Source organism: Blastomonas sp. CCH9-A1 (assembly GCF_001557175.1).
In the GTDB taxonomy this organism is placed as follows: Bacteria; Pseudomonadota; Alphaproteobacteria; order Sphingomonadales; family Sphingomonadaceae; genus Blastomonas; species Blastomonas delafieldii_A.
The window spans coordinates 16964-40382 of sequence record NZ_LSHM01000045.1 but is presented as its reverse complement, the minus strand read 5'-3'; the positions used below and the strand labels follow the sequence as shown (position 1 = coordinate 40382).

Annotated in this window: 23 protein-coding genes, 3 pseudogenes and 1 other annotated feature; of the genes and pseudogenes, 9 read left to right on the top strand and 17 right to left on the bottom strand. The window is 62.6% G+C overall.

The window, feature by feature from the left end; translation table 11 throughout:
* Window positions 1–638 (top strand): site-specific integrase (locus AX725_RS14105; RefSeq protein ID WP_155645808.1); only part of this gene is annotated, 638 nt, incomplete at its 5' end.
* A gap of 99 nt (window positions 639–737) precedes the next feature.
* Here AX725_RS14105 and AX725_RS20625 read toward each other — a convergent pair.
* The 15 genes and pseudogenes from AX725_RS20625 to AX725_RS14030 all read right to left on the bottom strand — a co-directional run.
* Window positions 738–1495 (bottom strand): annotated as a pseudogene (locus AX725_RS20625) (IS3 family transposase); the annotation flags it as partial.
* Window positions 1107–1214 (bottom strand) — a sequence feature (AL1L pseudoknot). (Overlaps the previous pseudogene by 108 nt.)
* A gap of 15 nt (window positions 1496–1510) precedes the next feature.
* Window positions 1511–4045, bottom strand: coding sequence for a heavy metal translocating P-type ATPase (locus tag AX725_RS14090; RefSeq protein ID WP_060979598.1), 2535 nt, complete (start codon window positions 4043–4045; stop codon window positions 1511–1513).
* The gene (locus AX725_RS14085; protein WP_004212885.1) at window positions 4042–4650 is read right to left on the bottom strand and encodes a cation efflux transmembrane domain-containing protein; all 609 of its coding nucleotides are present in this window, start codon (window positions 4648–4650) and stop codon (window positions 4042–4044) included. The genes AX725_RS14090 and AX725_RS14085 overlap by 4 nt, the downstream gene beginning before the upstream one ends.
* On the bottom strand, window positions 4647–5333 hold the full coding sequence (locus AX725_RS14080) for a ZIP family metal transporter (protein WP_004212882.1): 687 nt from the start codon (window positions 5331–5333) through the stop codon (window positions 4647–4649). Before AX725_RS14080 ends, AX725_RS14085 begins: the two co-directional genes overlap by 4 nt.
* 3 nt (window positions 5334–5336) lie before the next feature.
* Window positions 5337–5726 (bottom strand): hypothetical protein, encoded by a 390-nt coding sequence (locus AX725_RS14075; RefSeq protein ID WP_060979599.1) that lies wholly within the window; start codon window positions 5724–5726, stop codon window positions 5337–5339.
* Window positions 5726–6613 (bottom strand): bestrophin family protein, encoded by an 888-nt coding sequence (locus tag AX725_RS14070; protein WP_060979600.1) that lies wholly within the window; start codon window positions 6611–6613, stop codon window positions 5726–5728. The genes AX725_RS14075 and AX725_RS14070 overlap by 1 nt, the downstream gene beginning before the upstream one ends.
* 31 nt (window positions 6614–6644) lie before the next feature.
* Complete coding sequence (gene fliE, locus AX725_RS14065; RefSeq protein WP_060979601.1) at window positions 6645–6986, bottom strand: flagellar hook-basal body complex protein FliE; 342 nt, start codon at window positions 6984–6986, stop codon at window positions 6645–6647.
* A gap of 45 nt (window positions 6987–7031) precedes the next feature.
* Window positions 7032–7409: a hypothetical protein gene (locus tag AX725_RS14060; protein WP_066113927.1), complete on the bottom strand. Its 378-nt coding sequence runs from the start codon at window positions 7407–7409 to the stop codon at window positions 7032–7034.
* Window positions 7406–7894 carry an SRPBCC domain-containing protein gene (locus tag AX725_RS14055; RefSeq protein WP_039330838.1) on the bottom strand — a complete coding sequence of 163 codons (489 nt, stop codon included), beginning with the start codon at window positions 7892–7894 and terminating at the stop codon, window positions 7406–7408. Before AX725_RS14055 ends, AX725_RS14060 begins: the two co-directional genes overlap by 4 nt.
* Before the next feature lie 53 nt (window positions 7895–7947).
* A complete protein-coding gene (locus tag AX725_RS14050; protein ID WP_066113924.1) occupies window positions 7948–11193 on the bottom strand; it encodes an efflux RND transporter permease subunit in 3246 nt (1081 codons plus the stop codon).
* A 3-nt stretch (window positions 11194–11196) separates the two neighbouring features.
* On the bottom strand, window positions 11197–12366 hold the full coding sequence (locus tag AX725_RS14045) for an efflux RND transporter periplasmic adaptor subunit (protein ID WP_060979604.1): 1170 nt from the start codon (window positions 12364–12366) through the stop codon (window positions 11197–11199).
* Complete coding sequence (locus AX725_RS14040) at window positions 12366–13643, bottom strand: TolC family protein (RefSeq protein WP_039330833.1); 1278 nt, start codon at window positions 13641–13643, stop codon at window positions 12366–12368. The genes AX725_RS14045 and AX725_RS14040 overlap by 1 nt, the downstream gene beginning before the upstream one ends.
* A gap of 408 nt (window positions 13644–14051) precedes the next feature.
* Entirely contained in the window at window positions 14052–14219 is a 168-nt protein-coding gene (locus AX725_RS20960) for a hypothetical protein (protein ID WP_155646035.1), read from the bottom strand.
* A 163-nt stretch (window positions 14220–14382) separates the two neighbouring features.
* Complete coding sequence (locus AX725_RS20620) at window positions 14383–15180, bottom strand: DUF3703 domain-containing protein (protein WP_081097181.1); 798 nt, start codon at window positions 15178–15180, stop codon at window positions 14383–14385.
* On the bottom strand, window positions 15177–15803 hold the full coding sequence (locus AX725_RS14030) for a cation efflux transmembrane domain-containing protein (RefSeq protein ID WP_060979605.1): 627 nt from the start codon (window positions 15801–15803) through the stop codon (window positions 15177–15179). The genes AX725_RS20620 and AX725_RS14030 overlap by 4 nt, the downstream gene beginning before the upstream one ends.
* Window positions 15804–15886: 83 nt before the next feature.
* On the opposite strand from AX725_RS14030, the gene AX725_RS14025 reads away from it, so the two are divergent.
* The 3 genes from AX725_RS14025 to AX725_RS14015 all read left to right on the top strand — a co-directional run bounded on the left by AX725_RS14025 (window position 15887) and on the right by AX725_RS14015 (window position 17677).
* Window positions 15887–16291 (top strand): MerR family transcriptional regulator, encoded by a 405-nt coding sequence (locus tag AX725_RS14025; protein WP_052241857.1) that lies wholly within the window; start codon window positions 15887–15889, stop codon window positions 16289–16291.
* 130 nt (window positions 16292–16421) lie between these two features.
* Entirely contained in the window at window positions 16422–16760 is a 339-nt protein-coding gene (locus AX725_RS14020) for a YnfA family protein (protein ID WP_060979606.1), read from the top strand.
* A gap of 44 nt (window positions 16761–16804) precedes the next feature.
* On the top strand, window positions 16805–17677 hold the full coding sequence (locus AX725_RS14015) for a phospholipase D-like domain-containing protein (RefSeq protein ID WP_066113921.1): 873 nt from the start codon (window positions 16805–16807) through the stop codon (window positions 17675–17677).
* 22 nt (window positions 17678–17699) lie between these two features.
* Here the strand turns inward: AX725_RS14015 and AX725_RS14010 are convergent.
* Window positions 17700–18002 (bottom strand): annotated as a pseudogene (locus AX725_RS14010) (transposase); the annotation flags it as partial.
* A gap of 4 nt (window positions 18003–18006) precedes the next feature.
* Between AX725_RS14010 and AX725_RS14005 the strand changes: the two are divergent.
* Window positions 18007–19041, top strand: a pseudogene (locus AX725_RS14005) (Tn3 family transposase); the annotation flags it as partial.
* Window positions 19042–19102: 61 nt separating this feature from the next.
* Window positions 19103–19273 (top strand): hypothetical protein, encoded by a 171-nt coding sequence (locus AX725_RS21315; protein WP_155645651.1) that lies wholly within the window; start codon window positions 19103–19105, stop codon window positions 19271–19273.
* Window positions 19274–19581: 308 nt separating this feature from the next.
* Here AX725_RS21315 and fliE (AX725_RS13995) read toward each other — a convergent pair whose 3' ends face one another.
* Complete coding sequence (gene fliE / locus AX725_RS13995; protein ID WP_060979797.1) at window positions 19582–19890, bottom strand: flagellar hook-basal body complex protein FliE; 309 nt, start codon at window positions 19888–19890, stop codon at window positions 19582–19584.
* 368 nt (window positions 19891–20258) lie between these two features.
* Between fliE (AX725_RS13995) and AX725_RS21310 the strand changes: the two genes are divergently transcribed.
* The 3 genes from AX725_RS21310 to AX725_RS13985 all read left to right on the top strand — a co-directional run bounded on the left by AX725_RS21310 (window position 20259) and on the right by AX725_RS13985 (window position 23412).
* Complete coding sequence (locus AX725_RS21310; RefSeq protein ID WP_167348229.1) at window positions 20259–20468, top strand: hypothetical protein; 210 nt, start codon at window positions 20259–20261, stop codon at window positions 20466–20468.
* Window positions 20423–20785, top strand: coding sequence for a hypothetical protein (locus tag AX725_RS13990; protein ID WP_230962527.1), 363 nt, complete (start codon window positions 20423–20425; stop codon window positions 20783–20785). The genes AX725_RS21310 and AX725_RS13990 overlap by 46 nt, the downstream gene beginning before the upstream one ends.
* A gap of 410 nt (window positions 20786–21195) precedes the next feature.
* Window positions 21196–23412, top strand: coding sequence for a TonB-dependent receptor (locus AX725_RS13985; RefSeq protein ID WP_066113912.1), 2217 nt, complete (start codon window positions 21196–21198; stop codon window positions 23410–23412).
* The last annotated feature ends 7 nt before the right edge of the window (window positions 23413–23419 follow it).

The window sequence follows — 23419 nt, the reverse complement described above, 5'->3', positions numbered from 1 at the left end:
TCGGAACGGTCGGGATGCTTAGCGTACGTTTTCGAACATTCTCTCACCGGCCCCCTATTCTGGCCGCCGATCTGGCTCGGATGTTCGCAGCGGCCGAAGGCCAGAGTCCACGAGCGATCCGCGACCGGGCGGTCATGGCACTTGGGTTGGCGGCGGCGCTGAGGCGTTCCGAATTAGTCGCATTGCAGTTGGCTGACCTCGAACTTGTGCGCGAGGGGCTTAAGCTGACGATCCGGCATTCGAAAACTGACCAGGAGGGGGCAGGGCAGGTCATCGCGGTGCCTTCTGGTAAGGTGCTCAAGCCCGGTGCCCGGCTGAATGAATGGCTCAGCGTCAGAGGAGGAGAGGCGGGTCCGTTGTTTTACCGCACCGACGCACAAGGGATGATGACCAAGGAGCCGATGTCAGATCGCTCAGTTGCCCGCCTAATCCAGCGCTATGCAGAAAAGGTTGGTCTCGATCCTGCCGCAGTCGGTGCCCACTCGCTGCGCTCAGGATTTCTCACCGAGGCGGCCAAGTCCGGTGCGTCATTGCCGAAGATGCAGGAGGTATCGCGGCAGAAAAAGGTCGAAGTGCTGCTCGGCTACGTCCGCGACGCAGCGCTGTTCGAAAACCATGCGGGCGAGAGATTTTTGTAGACCGTGTTTTTATGCACTCTGCTTCGCCGATCAGACAGGATTTTTCACATGAGATAGCTTGAATGTCAGCTCCCGCCAGAAGCTGACATTCAGCGCTTAGACGAACCCCGACCACGTCGCGACATAGGTGAAGTCCGACACCCACAGCATGTTCGGTGCCGGCGCATGGAACTGACGGTTGACCTGATCGAGCGGACACGGAGCCGCCTTGTCGCTGATCGTCGTCTTCACCGGCTTGCCCCGGATCACGCCCTGCAGGCCCAAATCACGCATCAACCGCTCCACTGTGCAGCGGGCAATATCAAAGCCCTCCCGCTGCATCTGCCGCCACACCTTGCCCACGCCGTAGACCTTGAAGTTGGCATCGAACACCCGCCGAACCTCGGGCTTCATGGCCTCATCACGCTGGACACGTGGTGACAGGCGCGAGGGATCGCGTCGCGATGCCACACGTTCATGATAGGTGGATGGGGCGACCCGGCAGATCGGCTCGACCCCATACTCATCCCGATGCTCGACAATGAAGGCAGTCATTGCTTGAACGGGCGGTCGAGCTCCGCCTGGGCAAAATATGCCGACGCCTTGCGCAAAATCTCGTTGGCCTGCCGAAGCTCACGGTTCTCGCGCTCCAGCGCCTTCAAGCGGTCTGCCAGTTCGGTGGGAACGCCAGCACGTTTGCCGCTGTTCACCTCAGTCTTCTTTACCCACTCTAGCACCGTGTGCCCCGAACAGCCGATCTTCTCGGCAATGGATGTGATCGCCGCCCAGCGGGACGAATGGTCGCCTTGGTGGTCCAGCACCATGCGGACGGCCCGCTCACGAACCTCCGGTGCAAACTTGTTCGTCGTCTTGCTCATCGTAGACCCTTCCTCTCAGGAGTTGGGGCCTCCGGCAATCCCGGGGCGGTTCAAAGCAATGATTGCTCGTTCGCGGTAGCCCAGCAGCCTGAGCGCATTAACGACGACGAGCAGCGTTGATCCCTCATGAACCGCCACCGCAGGCCCAATACCGAGGCCGAGAATGGTGGCAGGCACGAGGAAGGCGACGACACCCAAGCTGACGAAGACGTTTTGCCGGATTATTCTGCGGGTGTGCCGGCTTAGGCCGACCGCGAATGGTAGATGCGCAAGATCATCGGCCATCAACGCCACATCTGCCGTCTCCAGCGCTACATCCGAACCCGCTGCGCCCATCGCGATGCCGACCGTCGCGCTTGCCATCGCCGGCGCATCGTTGACGCCGTCGCCCACCATCGCGACCTTTTCCTCGCCGGCAAGCTTTTTGATTGCCGCGACCTTGTCTTCAGGCATGAGGTCGCCCCATGCCTCGTCGATCCCGACTTTTTTGGCGATCGCTTCGGCGACTTTCTGGTGATCGCCAGAAATCATTATCATCCGCGACACGCCCATCTCGTGCAGCCGGCGCAGCGCGGTCTTTGCCGCTGCGCGGGGCGTGTCCATCAGGCCGATCGCGCCCAGGTCACGGTCCCCCTTGCGAACCACCATCGTTGTGCGACCGTTCTCGCGCAGTTTCGTGATCGCGTCTTGCGCTCCCTGCCCCAGCGCTGGAATGCCCTCACTTCCGAACATCTCGGCCTTGCCGATCCAGACCGTCTCGCCATCCACGCTCGCGGTGACGCCTCGACCGGTCAGGCTCTTGAGGTCGCCGACAGTCGGCATGGCGCGATCGTTCAGACGGTCGCGGCCGTCCCTGACGATAGCTTGGGCCAAAGGATGGTCGCTTAGCGCCTCGACGGCGACCGCCAGCGCCAGCAACTCGCCTTCATCGGCGCCATCGACGGGCACGACATCCGTGATGCGCGGACGCCCTTCAGTCAGCGTACCCGTCTTGTCAAAAGCGATCGCTTTGAGTGACCCAAGGTTTTCGAGCGGTGCACCACCCTTCACGAGCACGCCGCCCCGCGCTGCACGGGCAACGCCCGACAACACCGCGCTTGGCGTTGCAATCGCAAGCGCACATGGGCTTGCCGCCACCAGCACCGCCATCGCGCGATAGAAGCTGTCGCGGAACGGCTCGTCGACGACCACCCATGCAAACAGCAGGAGCACAGAGAAGATGAGGACAGCAGGTACGAAGATTTGCTCGAACCGGTCGGTGAAGCGCTGCGTCGGCGACTTCTGCGTCTCTGCCTCGCTCACCATCTTCACGACCTTGGCGAGCGCGCTTTCGTTGGAACGGCGTGTCACCTCGATCTCGATCGCGCCGCCGCCGTTGATCGTACCGGCGAACACCCGACTTTCCGCGTCCACCGCATCGGGCTTGGCGCGCGCTGCCGCCGCGTCCGCGACCGGCACCTTGTCGACCGGGATGCTTTCGCCCGTCACCGGGGCCTGGTTGATCGCGCTGGTGCCCTTGATGACGAAGCCGTCCGCAGGCAGGCGCTCGTTCGGGCGGACGATGGCGATGTCCCCGACGACCATCTGTTCGACCGGGATTTCGATGGTCTGCCCGTCGCGCCGAACGGTCGCTGTTTCGGGCGCAAGCTTCGCCAGCGCCTCGATCGCCTTCTTGGCGCGACCCATCGCGTAATGCTCGAGCGCGTGACCAAGGCTGAACAGGAACAGCAGCAGCGCGCCTTCGGCCCATGCGCCCAGCGCAGCGGCGCCGGCGGCAGCGACCAACATCAGCGTGTCGATCTCGAACTTCTTCATCCGAAGGTTATCGATCGCCTCGCGCAGCGTGAAGAATCCGCCGAAGAAATAGGCCGTGATATAGCAAGCGGTCGGCAGCCAACCCGGCGCGCTGGGCACCAGCTTCTCGATCGCGAACCCGATCCCCAGCAGCGTGCCGCAGGCGAGCGCGAAGATCAGCTCGGTATTGGGACCAAGAAATTCGGCATGGCTATGGTCGTGACCATCGTCGGGGCCGTGCTTCTCTTTTTCCGCGCCGTGGCCTCCTGGGCCGTGGTCATGGTCGGCATGTTCGTCTGCCGCGACGCGTTTGCCCACACCGACCTTCAGCTTGCGAAGCGCGGCCCGCACCTCCTCTTCGGTGGTTTCGCGGCGATCATATTCGACCCGGACAGACCCGCTGGTGCTGGCGCTTGCCTGGACCACGCCGGGCAAGGCGCACAGCGCATCGCTGACCGTGCGCGCCCGACGTTCGTGGTTGATCCCCGTCACCTGCCAGATCGCATGGCCGTAGCGCTCGGTGATTTCGGCACCTGCGGCGCGCACCATTTCGCGCAACCGTGGCAGCGGCAGCTTGGCGGCATCGAAATGGATGCACAGCGCCGCTGGCGTGTTGCCGTCGAGACAGATCACATGCGCCCGCTCGACACCTTCGCGCTTTGACAGGGTTGATACGAGACGGTCCAGGCAGGCATCGGCCGCGTCAGGAAGGTCCGGCAACAACACTGGAATGTCGAGTTCGAGCTTGTCGTTCATGACGACCTCCTTTCGCTTTTCTTGGTTTCGGCCCGCGCGTCGCGCAGGATTTCGACACCGCCCTTGATGGCGATGATGGCGGTGGCGAAGCCGACCAGCAGGTCCGGCCAATTGGTACCCAACCACAGCACCAGCACGCCGGCGATCAGGATGCCGCCGTTGGAAATGAAGTCGTTGAAGCTGAAGGTGGTTGCGGCCCGGAGATTGACGTCCGGATCCTTGAGGCGCTGGAGCAGCCGCAGGCAGAGGTAATTCACGACGCCGGCGATCGCGGACATGACCATCATGGTAGGTCCGATGGGCTCGCTGCCCTGCACGTAGCGCCGTCCGACATCGATCAAGATGCCGCCCGCGAAGATCAGCAGCATGACGCCCGAAGCGACCGCGGCGCGTGTCTTCCATGTCTGGCCCCGGGTGAGCGCCACAAGGCTCAGCGCATACACAGCCGTATCGGACAGGTTGTCGACGCCGTTGGCGATCAGCGCGCTCGAGTCCGCGAAGAAGCCGGAAACGAAGAAGCCCGCAGCGATCGCCGCGTTCAGCAGCAGGACGATCCACAGTGTGCGGCGCTCCTGCCCGCCATTGTTGTCGTTGCCCGGGATCATCCCATCATCTCCTCAAGTGTCAGCAGGGCCAGGAAGCCGACGAAAAACATCGAGCTGATGAGCGGGGTGTCGGGTTTCTCGTGCGCCTCGACCAGCAACTCCTCCGTGACGAGGTAGAGCAGCGCCATCAGCCCGAAGCTGAGGAAGCCGGCGATCATCACCGGCGACAGCGCGGCGACCGGCACGGCAGCGAGCGCGCCGATCGGCAGCAGCAGGGCCAATGCCGAGACGATCACGATGATGCGCAAGCGCGAGCGATAGGTTTCCGCCAGCTCGTCGGTCAGCGTCAGTCCCAGAAATAACACTTCCAGAGTGAGCGCGATCGTCAGCAGGAGACCTGCCTTCTCGCCCGCCACGAAAGCGAGGCCGAGCACCAGGCCGTCGACCAGAATGTCGATGCCGATCGCGGCGAGTAGCGCCATCGGCCCCTTGAAGCGGGCCTCAAGAGCCTTGAGCCCCAGCATGGTCGCGACGCCCGCCGCCCCGCCGATCAACGTCGCGCTGGGCGATGCCTCATGCTTGACCTGCGGCAGGATTTCGGTCGCTGCCGCCGCGAACACGACGCCGGCAGCGAGATGCTGTAGGCCCGCCACGAGGCCAGGTTTCAACTTGGTGCGGCTCGCGACAATCGCGCCGAGCACGACCGCCAGCACAGGCGCAAGCGTATAGAGCAGTGCCTGCATTTCCTAGGACTCCTCCGGGGTTCGGTGGCAGACGCGGATCTTCCCGCGTCGCGTGAACGCGATCGATCCGCCCGCCACGACAGCCCGCGAATGGTCGCCGCGAAATTCATCACCGGTTCGCTGCGCGCGCAGGATCTCGGTCCTGCCCTTCGGCAGCCAGGTGACGGCCATTTTCAAGCCGTCGTCGATGAAATCGACATCGGCGCGGGTGCCGTCGTCGCAATACATGATGCGTTGCGCGATCAGCCTTGGCGTCAGCCGCTTATCGTGAGCTGGCTCGGCGGGTTCGCTGGGGACTGGATTGCACGCCCCTACAACCACGCCGGTAACGAAAACGGCGCCAGCGCGCGCAATCGTCAGGCCGGGCAGATGCAGAAAAGCGCGCACGCCCATTACCACAGCACCCCGTGGTCAGGCGTCAGCGGCTCGGGGGCCGGCAGTTCCGCCGTCTGGAGAAGGTCGATTTCGATCGTGCGGCACATGGCCGTGAGGGGCACGTCGTGGACGCTATTGGCGAACGGATCGGTCAGATCCTCGCCGATGCTCAGCACCGCGAGAAACACGAGGCCGATCAACGTCGATCCGATCGGCGTGGCAAGGCCCAGGGATTCGACCAGCGCGATCGGGAGCAGCACGCAGAACACATGCGTGAAGAGGTTCGGGAAGAACCGAAAGCCATTGGGCAGCGGCGTGTTCTTGATCCGCTCCATGCCGCCCTGCGCATTGGCGATGTCGATCAGGACGCGCTCCACAGTTGCCTGCTGGATTTCGGTGATCCGACCTTCCGCGAGCGCGTCGGCGTAAATGCCCGATATGTCCTCCAGGAGCGCGTTGGCAGGGTTCAGGCGGGCGACCGCCATATCGGCGACTTCCGTTCCAGCGACCCGGGCAATCTCTTCATAGGGCGACTGTCGGCGAAGCTGGCAGCGCATCGAGTGCGCAAAGGCGATCTGCCGCAGGATGATGTTGTGCCGCATCTCACTGCCCTCGGGTTCCCCCTTGGTCAGGCTGCGCGTGATCCGGGCCAAGCTGCGCGAGGCATTGATGAGCGCGCCCCAAAGAGTTCGCGCTTCCCACCAGCGTGCATAAGCGGCGTTGGTCCGAAACCCCATGAAGAGCGCGATGGCAGTGCCGAACAGCGCCGTCGGCAAAGGCGGTTCCTTGATCGGGGTCATCATGTGGAATGCCGTCACCGCCACGTCCCACACGAACAGGATCGTGAGGGGCTTCCAAACCTCGACAATAATCTGCTTGAATCGTGGCCTTGTGCCGACAATCATACCAATACCGCCTTAGTTATCTTCGCGATCGTCATCCGATCGGCATGTTCATGATGTCTCGATATGCAGACAGCAGCTTGTTCCGGACTTGCAGCGTCGCCTCGAAAGTAATGGACGCACGGCTCTGGATGAGCGCGACGGTTGCAATGTCGGTGGTTTCGCCCCGTTCATATGCTTCGGTAACGACATCCTCCTGCTCCTGGGTCTCGTTGACCTTCGCCACCACGGCATTGAGGGTGTCGGCAAAGGTTGAGGCTGGAGCGGTCGGCGTCACGCCGGGCAGTGCCGTCGGCTGCGCCTCGCGCAAGGCGCGGCTTCGCGCGATTACTTCGGCGCGAATGGCCATCACATTCGAGATTGACGTGTCAGACATCGTTTCTCTCCCGTTGCGGTGCGACGTGTCGGAAGACATGAAGGTTCATCGGGTGCCCTCCCGTTCGCAGGTCCGCGTGCGGCCTTCGCCTTCCACGATGGTGAGCTGCGACCCCTTGAAGGTCGCGGTGGCTGTCTCGCCGACATATTGGAGGCCCTGCGCTGGCGCGGTCAGCGTCATGGGCACGGCGCTGCTGGAGCGCCGCAAATCGATCTGCAGGCCGTTGTCCTTGTAGTCGACGAACAGGGGTTCCCCATCGGAACAACGATACGGATGCCGGCCCATTTCCCCGGTCGCCACAGCGCTATCGGACGAATGGATTTGCTGCTCCGTTGGCGGGGCCGGCGGCTTGCTTTCCGAGCAAGCCGCCAGCCCACCAGCGAGGACAAGAGCGGGCAGTGCCCGCTTCCAGTGCGTCATCATCGCGCCTTCCTCCTGTAGCGGGAGGGGACGCGCTGACGATTGATCCCACGGGCAGGCTGGCCTACCCGCCAGCGCAGATAGGTCGCGAAGCGTTCGTCTGCCTCGACCATCAGGGAATGCAGGCGGCGCAACATCATAGCCGCGAATGGGAATGAAAGCGCACCGCGTAGCGTGCAGCTATGCGTTACCCTGGTGCCGCCATCGTTCCCTGCCAATTCGTACCGTTCCTCGAGGGTGAAAAGGTAAGGGATGCCGCAGGACCATGCGAAGGCATGCGGCTTGTCGAATTGATCGACCCGGGCGGGCGTTCGGATCGGCCGGGTGATGCCCTGAATCGCGAAGGTGCATTCCGTGTCACCCAGGCGGGACGGGCTATCTAGAAATACGAGCGGACTCCACGCCCGGCGGTGATCCGGATCGGTCAGCGCCGACCAGATGCGCAGTGGCCCACCGTGAAGCATTGAACTGGTTATGGTGCGAGGCATATCCCCATCTCCAAGAGATGAGCGGGGCGATCGCGGACCGCCCCGCTCACCCATCAGGCCAAGTTGTTCACGAAGGTCTGACCGTGGTCGTCCCCTTCATGCTCCTCTCTGTAGTGCTCGGGGTTTCCGATCACCTTCTGCCCGAACCGGGCGTAGAGCGTCGGCAGCACGAACAGCGTCAGCAGCGTCGCCGAGATCAGGCCGCCAATGACGACCGTCGCCAGAGGCTTCTGCACCTCCGCGCCTGCCCCCGAACCCAGCGCCATCGGAACGAAGCCGAGGCTGGCGACTAATGCAGTCATGATGACGGGGCGCAAACGCTGCATTGCGCCGACGTGCGCGGCCTCCTCGCGGCTCATGCCCGACCGGATCAGGTCGTGGATCGAACTGACCATGACCAAGCCATTGAGGACTGCGATGCCCGACAGGGCGATGAAGCCCACCGCCGCCGAGATCGAGAAGTCCATGCCACGCAGGAACAGCAGCAGCACGCCGCCCACCAGCGCAAACGGCACGCCGGTGAACACGATCGCGGCATCCCGCACCGATCCCAACGCCCCGTAGAGAAGCAGGAGGATCAGGATGAAGCAGGCCGGGATGACCAGCTTCAGCCGCTCGCTTGCCGATTGTAGGTTCTCGAACTGGCCGCCCCATTCGAGATAGGCACCAGCGGGCAGCCGGACCTGGCTGCCGATCGCCGCCTGCGCGTCCGCGACGACACTGCCGACGTCGCGACCGCGCACATTGGCCTGGACCACCACGCGGCGTTTGCCGTTTTCTCGGCTGATCTGGTTGGGACCATCGATCACCTTGATGTCGGCGACGCTGGAGAGCGGCACATAGCCACCCCCTGCCAACGGCACCTGCACCTGTTCGAGCAGACCGATGTCTGCACGTTGCGCCTCGGACAGCCGGATCACCACCGGGAAGCGACGGTCGCCCTCGAAGATCTGGCCCGAGGTTCGACCGCCGATCGTGGCGGTGACGGTGTCCTGCACATCCTGCGCGGTGACCCCCAACCGCGCCATTGCGTCGCGATTGACGCGAATGTCGAGCATGGGCAGGCCCGTTGTCTGTTCGACCTTCACGTCCGCCGCACCTTCCGTTTTGCGCAGCACCGCGGCGATCTGCTCGGCCGTCCGGTTCATCTGGCTGAAGTCGTCGCCGAATACCTTTACGGCGATGTCGCCGCGCACGCCGGCGATCAGCTCGTTGAAGCGCATCTGGATGGGCTGGGTGATCTCGTAGGCATTGCCCGGGATCTTCGCGAGGTTCGCCTCAATGCGGCTTACCAATTCCTCCTTCGGCAACTCGGGATCGGGCCAATCCTTGCGCGGCTTCAGGATGACGAACATGTCGGTCGCGTTGGGCGGCATCGGGTCCGAAGCCAGTTCGGCCGTGCCCGTCTTGGAATAGACGAACGCTACCTCGGGCTGCTTGGACATCATCCGCTCAATCGGCACCTGCATCGCCTGGCTCTGCTGAACCGACGTTGCCGGGATGCGGAGCGACTGGATCAACAGGTCGCCTTCATCGAGCTGCGGTAGGAACACCGAGCCGAGGGTGGTGAACGCAAGCGCCGCCACTACTAGGCTCGCGACACCCGCGCCGATCGTTAGAGTCGGGCGCGCCATGGCCCTGTCGAGACCAGGTTCGTAGCGCTTCTTCAGCCACGTTATGATGCGGCCGTCCTTCTCCTCGACCTTCTTGGACAGCCAGATCGCGATCATCGCCGGCACAAATGTGAGAGAAAGAATGAAGGCGAAGGCGAGCGCGATGATGACGGTGAGCGCCATCGGCACGAACGTCTTGCCCTCCACGCCGGTCAGTGTGAGCAGCGGCACATAGACGAGGATGATGATCGCCTGCCCGTAGACCGAGGGACGGATCATTTCGCGGGCGGCGCGAGCCACGGTCGCCAGCCGTTCCTTCACGGTCAGCAGTCGCCCTTCATGATGCTGTTGCTCGGCAAGCCGCCGCAACGCGTTTTCGACGATTATGACAGCGCCATCAACGATCAGGCCAAAGTCCAAGGCGCCAAGGCTCATCAGATTGGCCGAGACGCCTGCGCGCAGCATCCCGAAACCGGTCAGCATCATGGTAATTGGGATAACCAACGCCGCAATCAGTGCTGCACGGAAGTTGCCCAGCAACAGGAAGAGGACGACGATAACCAAGAGAGCGCCTTCCGAAAGATTCTTGGCGACGGTCTTGATCGTCGAATTTACCAGCTCCGTGCGGTTGAGCACTGGCTGAATGACGACGTCAGGGGGCAGCGAAGCGTTTATCGTCTTAAGTTTTTCCGAGACCGCAGTCGAAACGATGCGGCTGTTCTCGCCAATCCGCATGATCGCCGTGCCGACGACGACTTCCGTGCCGTTCTCCGACGCCGAACCCATGCGGATCGCCTGACCCGTCTTCACAGTCGCAACCTGTTCGACAGTGATCGGCACGCCATTACGCGTCGCGATCACTGTCCTGGCCAACTCGCTCGCATTGCGAACAAGCGCGTCCGAGCGGACAGCCAGACCCTCACCATTGCGATTGACGAAGCCACCCCCGACGCTGGTGTTGTTGCGTTCCAGCGCAGTACCCAGATCTGTGAGGGTAATGTTGAGCGAAGCCAGCTTTTGAACGTCGGGCACGACGAGAAACTGTTTGGCGTAGCCGCCAATTGAGTCAACTCCTGCTAGGCCTGGCGTGGTTTTCAGAAGCGGCGTCACTATCCAGTCCTGCGCTGTGCGCAAATAGGTCGCTTTGTCGACTTCGGTCGTCAGTCGTTCACCCTCGGGCGTGATATAGCTGCCGTCAGGCTGCTGGCCCGGTTCACCGGGCTTGTGCTTGTCGTCCTCACGATGCTCGAGCCGAACGGTGTACATGTACACCTCGCCCAGGCCTGTCGCTATCGGACCCATTTCAGGGTTTACGCCATCAGGGAGGTTCTCCTGCACGCCCTGCAAACGCTCACCCACCTGCTGGCGGGCAAAGTAGATGTCCGTCGCGTCCGAAAAGACGGCAGTAATCTGCGCGAATCCGTTGCGGCTCAACGAGCGCGTATATTCTAGGCCGGGGGTGCCGGCGAGCGCGGTTTCGATTGGAAACGACACCTGCTTCTCGACCAGCTCGGGCGAGAGGGCAGGCGCGCGGACGTTGATCTGGACCTGATTGTTGGTGATGTCCGGCACCGCGTCGATCGGTAGCCGGTAGAGGGAAAAGGCGCCGATGGCGGCGACGATGACGGTGAGGAGCAGGACTAGCCAGCGCTTCTCGACCGCCCAGGTTACGATACGGGCGATCATGGCTTAATCCTCGTGGCTCGCTTCGCCCTTGCCGATCTCGGCCTTGAGCGTGAAACTTCCGGTGGTGGCGATCTGTTCGTTGCCGGTCAGGCCCGACCGGACGATCACCGTGTCGCCCGACGCATCGCCGAGCTGGACCGGGGTCGCCTTGAAGCCGGTGGGCGTGCGCACGAACACGACCGACTTGCCCTCGAAACTCTGGACCGCCGTCGTCGGCACGCGGACCGCCCCGCTCCCGCCGCTGCCCGTGAGCTGCACGGCTGCCGTCACAGGCTCGCCGACCCGCCATTCGCCACCGCGATTGTCGAGGGTGGCGAGCGCAGGCACGAGCCGCGTCTGCGGATCAAGCGCCGGCGACACGAAGGTCACGCGGGCGGTCGCCTGACGGCCTGCCGCCTTCACCAGCACCGTATTGCCGGGACGCACCCGGCCCGCATCCTCGGGCTTGAGATTAAGCGCGATCGACACCTGGCTCAGGTTGGCGATGCGATAGAGTTCGGCATCCGCCGCGACCGTTTGTCCCAGCGTCACGGGGCGCGCAATGATCTGGCCCGAGATCGGCGCGGCAATGCCGAGCCGGTTGAGCCCGCCGCCGCCGACACCCGCCGCCGAAACCATGCTCTGCGCCTGCGTCAGGGCGATCCGCGCCTCCGTCGCCGCTGTGCGGGCGGCGATCAGATCCTGTTCAGGGGAGACTCTCTGCGCGAACAGCCGCTGTTCGCGCGCGAGGTTCGAATTAGCGAGCTGAAGCCGCGCCCGCGCCGCCTCGACCTCGCCCTTGATCTGCGCCGCCTCGCGGCTTTCGATGACCGCAATGGTCTGGCCGCGTCCGACCGATTGGCCGAGGTTACGGGTGAGCGCGACCACGCGTCCCGCAATTGCGGCCGAGACGACCTGCGTTCCCTGTGGGTCGCCCTCGATTATCGCAGGCAGTTCGATCGTCCCGGCTCCGCCGATGATCGGTCGTCCGATCTGCACGCCGGCGGCAGCGATCTGATCGGCATCTAGCGTGACGACGCCTTCATCGGCATGGCCCGATTCAGTACCGCCATTTTCCCCGTTCGCGGCCCTTTCATTGGCGGCGGCGCCTTCCTCATTACCTGAATTTTCGCCGCCACATGCAGCCAGCAGGAGCGCGAGCGACGCTGCGCCAGCGAGATAAAGACTCTTCATCACTTGTTTCCTCCATCGGGCGCAGGAGTGGTGAGCCGCTCCAACCGCGCACGGGCATTCTGATAGTTTGCGAGCGCATTGATCGCAGCGTTACGCGTCTCGGCGAGGGTACGTTCTGCATCAAGCAACTCAAGTTGCCCGAACTTACCCTCCCGATAACCGATCCGGGCAATGCGGGCGGCCTCCTCGGCAGCCGCCAAGGCAGGGCCGGAGGCTGTGCGAGCCGCTGTTTCCGCATTTGCCGCTTGGGCCTGCGCGTCGGTGATTGCCTGCTCTATGTCGAGCGCAGCCACCCGGCGCTGAGCATCTGCCTGAGACTGCTGCGCGGTCGCCTGCGTAATCGCCGCGCGACCATTATTGAACACCGGGATCGGAATCGACACGGTCAACACCGCCGCCAAGTCGTTGGTCTCTTCCAAGCGGCGAATAGCAGGACCGACATTCAGATCAGGAACCCGATTGGCGCGTGCAAGACGTACCCCAGCTTCTGCAATAGAAACATCAGCGTTCGCGGCCGCCATTGCCAGAGTACTGGAAGTGTCCACTGTCGCTACCGGACCATAAACGTTTGCATTGGCGAAGCGGTCGAGTGCTGTCCCGTCAAGAACACCGGTTATCGGTCCGCCGATCCGCCGCTCCAGGTTTGTATGAGCCGCTTTGGCCAAGCGAAGCTGTTGCTCCACATTCGCCTCAGCGTTGATACGGGCAACCTCCGCTCGCTGCTCCTCCAAAGGGGAGGCGCGGCCCGCCTGCACCCGAATGCGTGCAGCCTGAAGCGCGTCGCTGGCGATCCGGGCCTGATCCCGCGCCGTCGCCACCCGCCGGTCGGCTGCGACGGCTTCGACATAGAGCTGCGTCACCTGAAGCCGGACATCCGCCGCGATGATCGCGGCCTGGATCTCGGCCCGGGACAATTGCGCATTGGCGACCGCGACGCGGGCGCCGCGCTTGCCGCCTAGCTCGATCGGGATTGCAAAACCGACCGTGGTTTCCGCGCTGCGGACGCCCCGATACGGACCTGACCCGACGACGTTCTCAACCTGGCCTTGAACGACCGGGTTCGGCCGCAAGCCCGCAACGGTGCGACCCGCGCGCGCTGCCTCGACCGCAGCACTGGCTGCTTCCGTGGCGGGTGCGGATCCGCCAGCTGAACTGACTGCCTGTTCAAGCGTGTAAACTGGCGAATCTTGCGAAAAGGGTGCGATCGATCCGACCTGTGCATGGGCGATCGAAGCGCATGAGGCGGCGATTAAGAAAGTCACAAAAATCTTATGCATCGAGATGGCGCTCCGTCATAAAGACCGGCCTGCATGGGTGACCAATCGGCAAGTCGGACGATTGACCTTTGCCGGCGCGTCTTGTCTTTGGAGTGGGATATGCCCTGCGCAGAGGGAGAGACACGGAGTTAGCCGCAACAGTCCGGGTTGTGATTAGCCGGATAGTATCGGCAAGTGGGTGCTCGATTTCGCTACCGCTGATAAAGGGGGAGGCAGCCAGCGCTGGCGAGGCAGCGACCAGCATCGCCGCCCGGGTGGGGACGCACAAAAGCAATTGCATGGAAAACTCCTGAACACAGGTGCAAATGGCACACGGGCGCAATGGCCCGAGTGCACTGAGCGACTGGGTTCAGGCTGACGGCGGTTGAAGGGGAGGCGCTTGAGCGAACGAACTCAGAACGGCGTTACTCAAGGCTGAATGCGAGGTATCGCCGCCCAGTGGCAGACCAAAATCACTTGCCCCTTCGCTGGCAAGTCCGATGCTGCAATGATGATGAACCAGCCCATGACATGGGCCACCGTCATCGCTGGAACTATTCCGGTGCCCGTCCCTGTTTGCATGATCAGCGTGAGCATCCAGCATCATGACGCTGTCGTACCCGCTCGCACCATGCGCTGCAGCCGGCGATTCAACGCCGAAAAAGGCAAGACCGATAGCCAGCCCTAACAGAAGGAACATAGATCGCACCCTAATGACCTACTCGTTCCGACCGGAAACAGCAACCGTAAACGCTTAAGGTCATTCGCCTACCCCGTCTTGCAAGAGCTCCAAAAGATCAGGCGGAATTGGCATTGGCTGAAAGGCGCTCACAGTCGACAGCCCGGTATTTCCGATCGGCAACCTTCCCGTCAGCGCGCCGATGGGTGCCAGAAGCAGTCGGAAGATCTGGCCAAGTGCTTCGCTCCAATCGCGCTGCCGGATGGCGAGACTGAACATTGCGCCGTGAATGGCGAGATGGAGGCCCCAAAAGGGCTGTGCAATAATGTGCACCCGTTCAAGATGGCGCCAGGCAAGGCCATGATTTCCTAAAGCTTCAGCTGACCGATATGCCGCCATTTCGGCCGCAATTACCCGCCGCGCGCTTAGGCTTTTAGCCAGCTCCCGCCAGCGTCCCTGCCGGTGCCAATAAAAGATCTGCGCGAATGCCCAGATAAGCGGGGTCAACAAGCCGGCGGACACCTCAACCTCGTCGGTGTAATGTGTCCCCCCGCTCCGATCCGGAGCAACCGTAATCCAATGGTCCCACCTTGTGATCAGGTGACTATAGCCGTCATCGCGCAGACGCTTCGGCCATTCGGTGCCGGCAGCTTCGTGCTGGGACGTCACGATCCACTGTGTCCCGAACGGAATAATGCCAAGGAGGCGGAGCTTGACCTCATAGCGCTCGCCAGGCCGAAACCCGTCGAACGCCGCGTCATCGACCGGGATGAAGCGCACCAGCGGCCAGGCGATATGCTGCAGCAGGCGCGCCGTCTGCACCTCGGCCCAGACTGTTTCCGGCTTGAGCGCGATATGTGTCGAACGGGAAACCTTCATGCCGCAACGCTCCGCAATTCACGCCGTGCCTGCTGGACAATCTGAATGCCGCCGCTGATCCCGAGCAGCGCCAGAATCGCTGCAACAATGAGGTCGGGCCAGGCTGTCCCGGTGCCGAACACGCCAAGTGCGGCTGCCATGACGGCGATATTGCCGATCGCGTCATTGCGCGAGCATATCCAGACCGAGCGCATGTTCGCGTCTCCAGTGCGAAAACGGTAGAGCATGATGGCGACACCGGTGTTGGCCGCCAGCGCGAGCGCGCCGATGACTCCCATCAGTTCAGGCTCGGGTGCAGCTCCGCCGAGCGCCGCCAGAACGGCTGTGATCATGACCCAACCACCCAGACCAATGAGGGCGAGCCCCTTGGCCAGCGCCGCCCGCGCGCGCCATGCCAGCGCCATCCCGGCGACCAGCAGGCTGATCGCATAATTGGTGGCATCGCCCAGAAAATCGAGTGCGTCCGCCTGCAACGCGCGGCTGTCCGCAGCGGCCCCTGCCGCCATTTCCACCGCGAACATGCCGGCGTTCACGCCGAGCGCGATCCACAAGGCCCTGCGCCAGCGCGGGTCGTTCAGAGTTGCCGTCGTTCCGCACGCGGCCTTGCAGCAATCATCAGCCATCTTTTTGCCTTCTCGACAATCCGCGAGTCGGCATTCTATCTACACCCTGTAGCAACTACAGGGTCAAGCCCGAAGGAGTGGCAGTGAAAATTGGCGAACTCGCGAGCGCCACGGCGACGAAGGTTGAGACGGTGCGCTATTATGAAAAGATCGGGCTGTTGCCGCCACCCGCCCGGACAAGTGCCAATTACCGTGCCTATGGCAATGATCATCTGGCGCGCCTGTCGTTCATCCGCCGCGCCCGCGATCTCGGTTTCACGCTCGAAGCCGTGCGCGAACTGCTCACGCTGTCGGATGACAAGGCCCAATCCTGCGATGCCGTTGACGGAATCGCGCGCGTCCACCTCACCGAAATCGACCGCAAGATCGCCGATCTGAGCGCACTGCGCGGCGAACTGGACCGGGTCATCGGATCCTGCCGTCACGGGACCGTTGCCGACTGCAAGATCATCGAGACCCTCGCCCCGCGCACGCTGACCGCAACGTGATCGAAGATCGCTGCTTTGGCGCCAACGCTTCGGCCTCGCGTGCATGGATCCACCAGACCGCGTTGACGATGCTGCGACACCCGGCAATGGTCTGCCCAGCCCCACTATCGCCACGGATCGAGCACTAACCATGCCAACCCTGCAAACCGGACTCATCTATGCGCTCGCCGCGCTGGCGGAGATCGCCGGTTGCTTCTCGTTCTGGGCATGGTTGCGGCTCGACAAATCTGCCTGGTGGGTTGCGCCGGGCATGGTGTCGCTCGCCATATTTGCCTGGCTGCTGACGCTGGTCGATACGTCCGCTGCGGGCCGAGCCTTCGCAGCCTATGGCGGTGTTTACATCGCAGCGTCTCTCATCTGGCTTTGGAGTGTCGAAGGCGCGCGACCCGACCGCTGGGATATCATTGGCGCTGCAATTTGCCTCGTCGGAGCGGGATTGATTCTGATGGGACCGGGACGAACAGCCTGATGGTAGCCAGCTGCAAGACCCTCGGTCGCCGGACAGTCTAAACCGTGCAGATAATCGACAACATCAACGTTCTGCTTGGTGACGCGCTCAAGAAAGACATCAAGCGCGGCCAGCGGCTCCGCATTGCCGCATCAAGCTTCTCCATTTTCGCGTTCGAGGCTCTGCGCAAGGAGCTTTACCAGATCGAAGAGCTGCAATTTCTGTTCACCGAGCAGACGTTCACTGCCGAGCGTGCGACAGACGGGAAGACGCGTGAGCGCCGCGAGTTCTTCATCCCTAAATCCAAAAGGGTTGCCGGTCTCTCCGGGTCGGAGTTCGAGATCCAGCTTCGCAACCGGCTGACTCAGCGAGCGATCGCGCGGGAATGCGCTGAATGGATCCGGAAGAAGGCGCGCTTCAAGTCAAATGCGTCTTCTGCCCCAATGCAGCAGTTTCTTGCGGTTGACGGAGCGCCTGCCAGCGTCGCTTACATGCCGCTTTCTGGCTTCACGGCAGTCGACTTGGGCTATGCTCAGGGCAACGCTGTATCCAATTTCGTGAATCGCTTCGACGAGGCGATGCACACGCAGAGCTACATCCAGCTCTTCGACACCATCTGGTCCGACCCGTCGCGCGTGGAAGACGTCACTGACGCGATCTGCGACCACATCGCCTCGGTCTATCAGGAGAATTCCCCCGAGCGCGTCTATTTCATTATGCTCTACAATATCTTCCATGCGTTCCTGGAGGATATCGATGAAGACGTTCTGCCCAATGACCGGACGGGCTATCAGGAGAGCCTCGTCTGGCAGAAGCTGTTCAACTACCAGCGTGATGCAGCAACCGGGATCATCAACAAGCTCGAGACCTTCAACGGCTGCATCCTGGCGGACAGCGTCGTGAGGTGGTGCCGCCTTCTTGGACAGTTTGGCGGCTAAGTTAAGCTAATCCCGGTTGTCATTATGCCGCCTGCTTGATCATCAGATCATGGGGGGCATGCCCCCCATGATCTGATTGCCCGATCCGCCGATAGGCCTCGACCGGGGTTTTTCCGGCAAGGCCCGAGTGCGGACGCTGGGTATTGTAATAGGTGATCCACCGGCCAAGGCCAGCCTTCAGCTCCGAGCCGGTCTCGAAGGCATGGAGGTAGACGCATTCGTACTTCAGGGAGCGCCAGAGGCGCTCGATGAAGACGTTGTCCATCCACCGCCCTCGACCATCCATGCTGATGCGAACCTCGGCCTCGCGCAGCACGCTGGTGAAGGCTATCCGCGACGACAGCTACCGCGCGGCGCTGGCCCTCCTCATCAACGCGCACCACCGCCTGCCATTCTCACGAGTATGGGGCGACGGCACCACGTCCAGTTCCGATGGCCAGTTCTTCAGGGCCGCGAAGCGCGGCGCGTCGGGCGGCGATATCAACGCCCGCTATGGCGTCGATCATGGCTTCAGCTTCTACACCCATAATTCTGATCAGCGCGCGCCCTACCACGTCAAAGTGATCTCGGCCGCGACGCATGAGGCGCCCTATGTCCTCGACGGCCTCACCAGCCACGGCACCGATCTCAGGATCGTCGAGCATTACACCGACACCGGCGGGGCGACCGATCATGTCTTCGCCCTGTGCGCGATGCTGGGATTTCGCTTCTGCCCGCGCCTGCGCGACTTCCCCGACAGGCGGCTCGCGCCGATCGCGCCGGTCACGGCCTATCCGTCCATCACCCCGCTGTTGGGCAAGCGTATCCGCACCGACATCATCGGTGAGCAATGGGAAGACGTGCTGCGCCTCGTAGGGTCGATCAAGGCCGGCCATGTCGCGCCATCGGTCATGCTGCGAAAGCTCGCTGCCTACGAACGGCAGAACCAGCTCGATGTCGCGCTACAGGAAATCGGCAAGATCGAGCGGACGCTGTTCATGCTGGACTGGCTAGAAAATCCCGATCTGCGCCGGCGATGCCATGCCGGTCTCAACAACAGCGAGCAGCGCCATGCCCTGACGCAGGCGATCTACACATTCCGCCAGGGCCGCATCATCGACCGCAGCCACGAGGCGCAGCAATATCGGGCGTCCGGCCTCAATCTGCTCGTCGCCGCGATCGTCTATTGGAACACGATCTACATGGATGCCGCCGCCCAGCATCTACGATCAACATCGGTCGCGGTGCCTGATGATCTACTCGCCCATACGTCCCCAGTAGGTTGGGAGCATATTGCTTTCTCGGGCGATTTCCTCTGGGATCGAGCAGCCGCTTCCGCTGGCCGCAAGGCCCTCAATCTGCCGCCGGATAGCCGCGCCGCCTAAGCGTTCGCTGATTGTTCGCCCTTAGCGTTGTTTAGCGTACCATCCACGCTATGCCCTCACCTTGGCCGACGCGCCGGTCTCGGCCGCGCGCGTGGGCGGCAGCGCGATCGGCAGCAAGCGGCCGATCGCCGCGCCGGCCTCATCGAAGCTCACGGCCCGGATGACAGGGCGGCGCTGCGGCGGTGTCGAGGCCGTCTCGGGCATGGCGATCATGGTCCTTTTGAATGTGTGATAAAGGACATTATCATACATATCAGACTAGGTAAATTCCGTTTGCCGAAGCCGACCGGCGCTCATAGTCTGGGTTCTGATTGTGGGCTGCTTCCGACACACGCGATAATCCACGCTGTCTTACTTCGCAGTTCGACGGGTTGGAGACGCTGCGAGAGCGCCTGATTGTGAATCAAAGACATGAAGTTGCGCCGGCTATCCCAGCTAAGCAGCCTAACTACGTTCGCGACGTCGCGCGGTTTGCTGCTTTTCTTGGTCGAGCTCCCGACACGAACACCGGGCGTCGGGCGAGCGCATCCGGCGGCGCGGTCACACCGCCATATTCATGATGTCCTTGTAGGCCGAGAGCACCTTGTTGCGGATTTGCAACGTAGCCTCAAACCCGATGCTGGAGCGTTGCCGGGCGAGCATCACCTGGGCGATGTCCGTCGTCTCGCCCTTCTCGTAGGCGACGGTCAACGCGCCCGCTTCCGCGTTGATGTCGTTTAGTTTCTGAAGCGCGGCTCGAAAGGTTGATCCAAGGCCGGTCGGGGGCGCTGGAGCGGTGGCGGAGACGGTCGTGGCGCCCCGATCGCCGAGCTGGGCGGAGCCGGCCACCTTGCTAAGCGCCGTGCTAATCGCGGCGTCGAGTGGGGTTCATCTCGTTGACCGAGAACGTCATGATCTGGCGGTGGCGTTGTGGTGACCTCAAGGCTAAACTCCGACAGGGTTAGTCGGCATCGGCACGGAGGGGTCGGCCCGATCTCCGGCTCGACCAATTGCCCGCTGGGCCGAAGCTGTTGGTAGGAAGCCTTGCCTCGATTTTGCTCGACGGCGGTCTGCTTTAGGCGGAGCGCCTGCGGCGTCAGAATTGACGGATTTATAGACTACACAATCCCTACTTTTACGCAGCCTCGGCCCATTGCCGCCATTAGGACACTCTGCCATTCCCTGGTTCGTTAGTGCAGATCGAGGGACGCAAGGTGGGGCGCTTAGTGAGTTATCGGATGCTGCGCTGGATCGCGCTGGCGCTGCTCGGCGCAGTCTCCGCGACGGGCTTCGCGCCGCTGTTTCTCTGGCCGCTCACCTTGATTGCGTTAGCGATCTGGATGGAGGCAGTGCGCCGAGTGGAGACGCTGCCGATCGGCAGCGCGACTATATCGATTGGGCGTTGCGCACCGCGCTGTCGCTGGGGATCGAACCGGATGCGGTGCTGACCGAGGATGCGGCGATCCTGCTCGCCGCCAAGCTCAAGACCCCACTCCAAATCGGCCGCCATCTCGTTCGCGCGTTCGAAGCAGGGTTTGAGGCCAGCGTGAAACCCATCGATGCCGCGACGGTCGAGGGCGTGCTGTCGCGGCAGATTGACGACCTCGAACCCCAGCTTACCCGCCACGGCTACGATACGAAGAGCCTGGCGGACCGGTTTGACGCCAAGCCGGCGGAAATCCGACAACTCCTCTGCGGCGGGCTCGATCCGGCTCGTGCACGTGAGCTAACCGACGATATGCGCGCAGCAGGATTGCCGCTTTGATCGCCTTATCCGCGATCGTGCGCTGCTGATTGAATATCTTAGGTCCGTCGCACCGAATGTGGGTTGTGTCTCAACGATCGTGCGCCGGCCGATCGCCAGCGTCTCACACAATCCGAGCCCGAAACACCCCTCTATTGCAGTTCTGGGCGATCATCATTGCAAGCCGCTACACCTAGCCATCATCCAATCGGGAAGCAGCGCACGCCCGAGTCAAGATGCCCTGCGGTCACCAGTCGCTCGGACCACGGCCGATCGTGTGACTCAGATCTCCGAGAAGAATCCTGTTCAATCCGAACTCAGCGCCTCAGCATGTTGCGATTGACTTGCGGTAGCGTAATTGGTAGCCCGAGAAATGAGAACGGTTCGCAACAAACGGCGCCATTGGCTATGACAATAGAACGAGGGGGGTTATGAAGACCATTATCAAGGGCGTCTCGCTAGGCGCATTATCGACGACGTTGCTGATCGCTGCTGGATCGCCAGCCTGGGGACAGGCGCAGAGCAAGCCTGCCGAGCTTGGCACGGTGACCGTGACCGACACGGCCATTGACGAACAGGAGGCGGAGACCTCCTACAAGGTCTCACGCAGCGTCAGTGCGACCCGGACCGACACGCCGCTCGTTGACGTGCCCCAAAGCGTTACCGTCGTTCCGGTGAAGCAAATCGCCGACCAGGCGTCAAACAGCATCGGCGACGCGATCCGCTACGTTCCCGGCGTCTTCGCGTCGCAGGGCGAGGGCAACCGGGAAACCCTGTCGTTCCGCGGTAACTCGACCACCGGCGATTTCTTCGTCGACGGCATCCGTGATGACGTTCAGACCTATCGAGACCTCTACAACATCGAGCGGCTTGAGGTTTTCAAAGGGCCGAACGCGATGATTTTTGGCCGCGGCGGCGTCGGCGGCCTTATCAACCGCGTCACCAAGGTCGCCGATGGTCGGCAGCATATTGGCGGCCGTGTCGAGGCGGGCAGCTTCGATCACTATCGCGGCCAGATCGATCTAGGCGCACCGGTGAACGACATGCTGTCGCTCCGGCTGACGGGTGTCTACCAGAACAGCGGCAGCTACCGTGATGGAGTCGACTATAAGCGCTGGGGCCTGAACCCCACCGCCACCTTGGCACTCGGCGCGGACACGACGGTCTCGATAGGATACGAGCATTTCGAGGACGATCGCGTCGCTGACCGCGGCGTGTCCTCCTACCTGGGCAAACCACTGCGCACGCGGCGCGGGGAGTTTTTCGGCGACCCCGACAATAGCCCGACCTGGACCAGCACTGACGCCGGCACGCTGTTCATCGAGCACCGCTTCAGCGACGACGTGGTGATCCGCAACCGCACGCGCTATGCCCAATACGACAAATTCTACCGCAACGTCTTTCCCGGCGCGGTGAACACGACCACCCAGGTCAATCCTGCCGGCCTCCCGGCTGGCAGCTACGCGCCGGGCACGATCGTCCCAATCCAGGCCTACGATAACGCGACCCAGCGCGAGAACCTGTTCAATCAGACTGACCTCAACGCGAGATTTGCGACCGGCTCCATTGAGCATACGCTTCTGATCGGTGCCGAGTTTGGCCGGCAAGAAACGGACAACCTTCGCCTTGAAGGCTTTTTCCCGACCTCCACCAACGCGCAGGGTGTCCAGACGGTCTTCGCGACAATTGCGGCGCCCCGCATCCGTCGTCCCGACCTGCTGTGGCGCCAAGTCGCGAGCAGCGGCCAGAATAATAGCGTCGCCAAGGTCGCCGCCGGATACATCCAGGATCAGATTGCGCTGTCGCCGATGTTCGAGGTCGTGCTCGGCATTCGCTACGAGAACTTCAGCACGAAGGTGCGCGATCAGCGGACGATCGGCTTCCCGGCCGGCCAGCAGCGCGAGTTCGATGTCACTGATAACCTGTGGTCGCCCCGCGCCGGTTTGATTTTTAAGCCTGTCGAGCAGGCGTCGATCTACGCCGCCTACTCGCGGACCTACCTGCCGCGCGGCGGCGATCAACTCGCCGGCCTCAACCTGACCAATCAGAGCCTCGCGCCGGAGAAGTATCAGAATTACGAGATCGGCGCGAAGTGGGACATTCTCCCGACCTTCAATGTCGCGGGCGCGGTATTCCAGCTCGATCGCAGCAATGTACTGGCGCTGAGTGATCCCAACAATCCCAGTTCGCCGACGGTCCCGATCGGTCGCCAGCGCACCAAGGGCGTCGAGCTGAGCGCGCAGGGAGAGATTACGGACCAGCTCAGCCTGATCGCCTCCTACACCTATTCCGACGCGAAGTTCCTCGATACGCAGTCGGAAACGGTGCTGCGCGGGAACCGGGTGCCGAACGTGCCGAAGCACGCGGCTGCGCTGTGGACGCGGTTCGATCCAACGGAATCGCTCGGCGCCGCGGTCGGCGTGATTCGTCAGGGGCGGCGCTTCGCGGCAACGGACAACCTCGTATCCATGCCTGGTTACACACGCGTCGATGGCGCGATCTACTACCGCCTCACGCCCCAGCTCGATCTTCAGCTCAACGTAGAAAACATCTTCAACGCGCGATACTTCCTGTACTCGTTCAGCAACACCAACATCACGCCGGGCTCACCGACGGCCTTCCGGGTTGGCGTCAACGCTCGGTTCTGACGCCCCC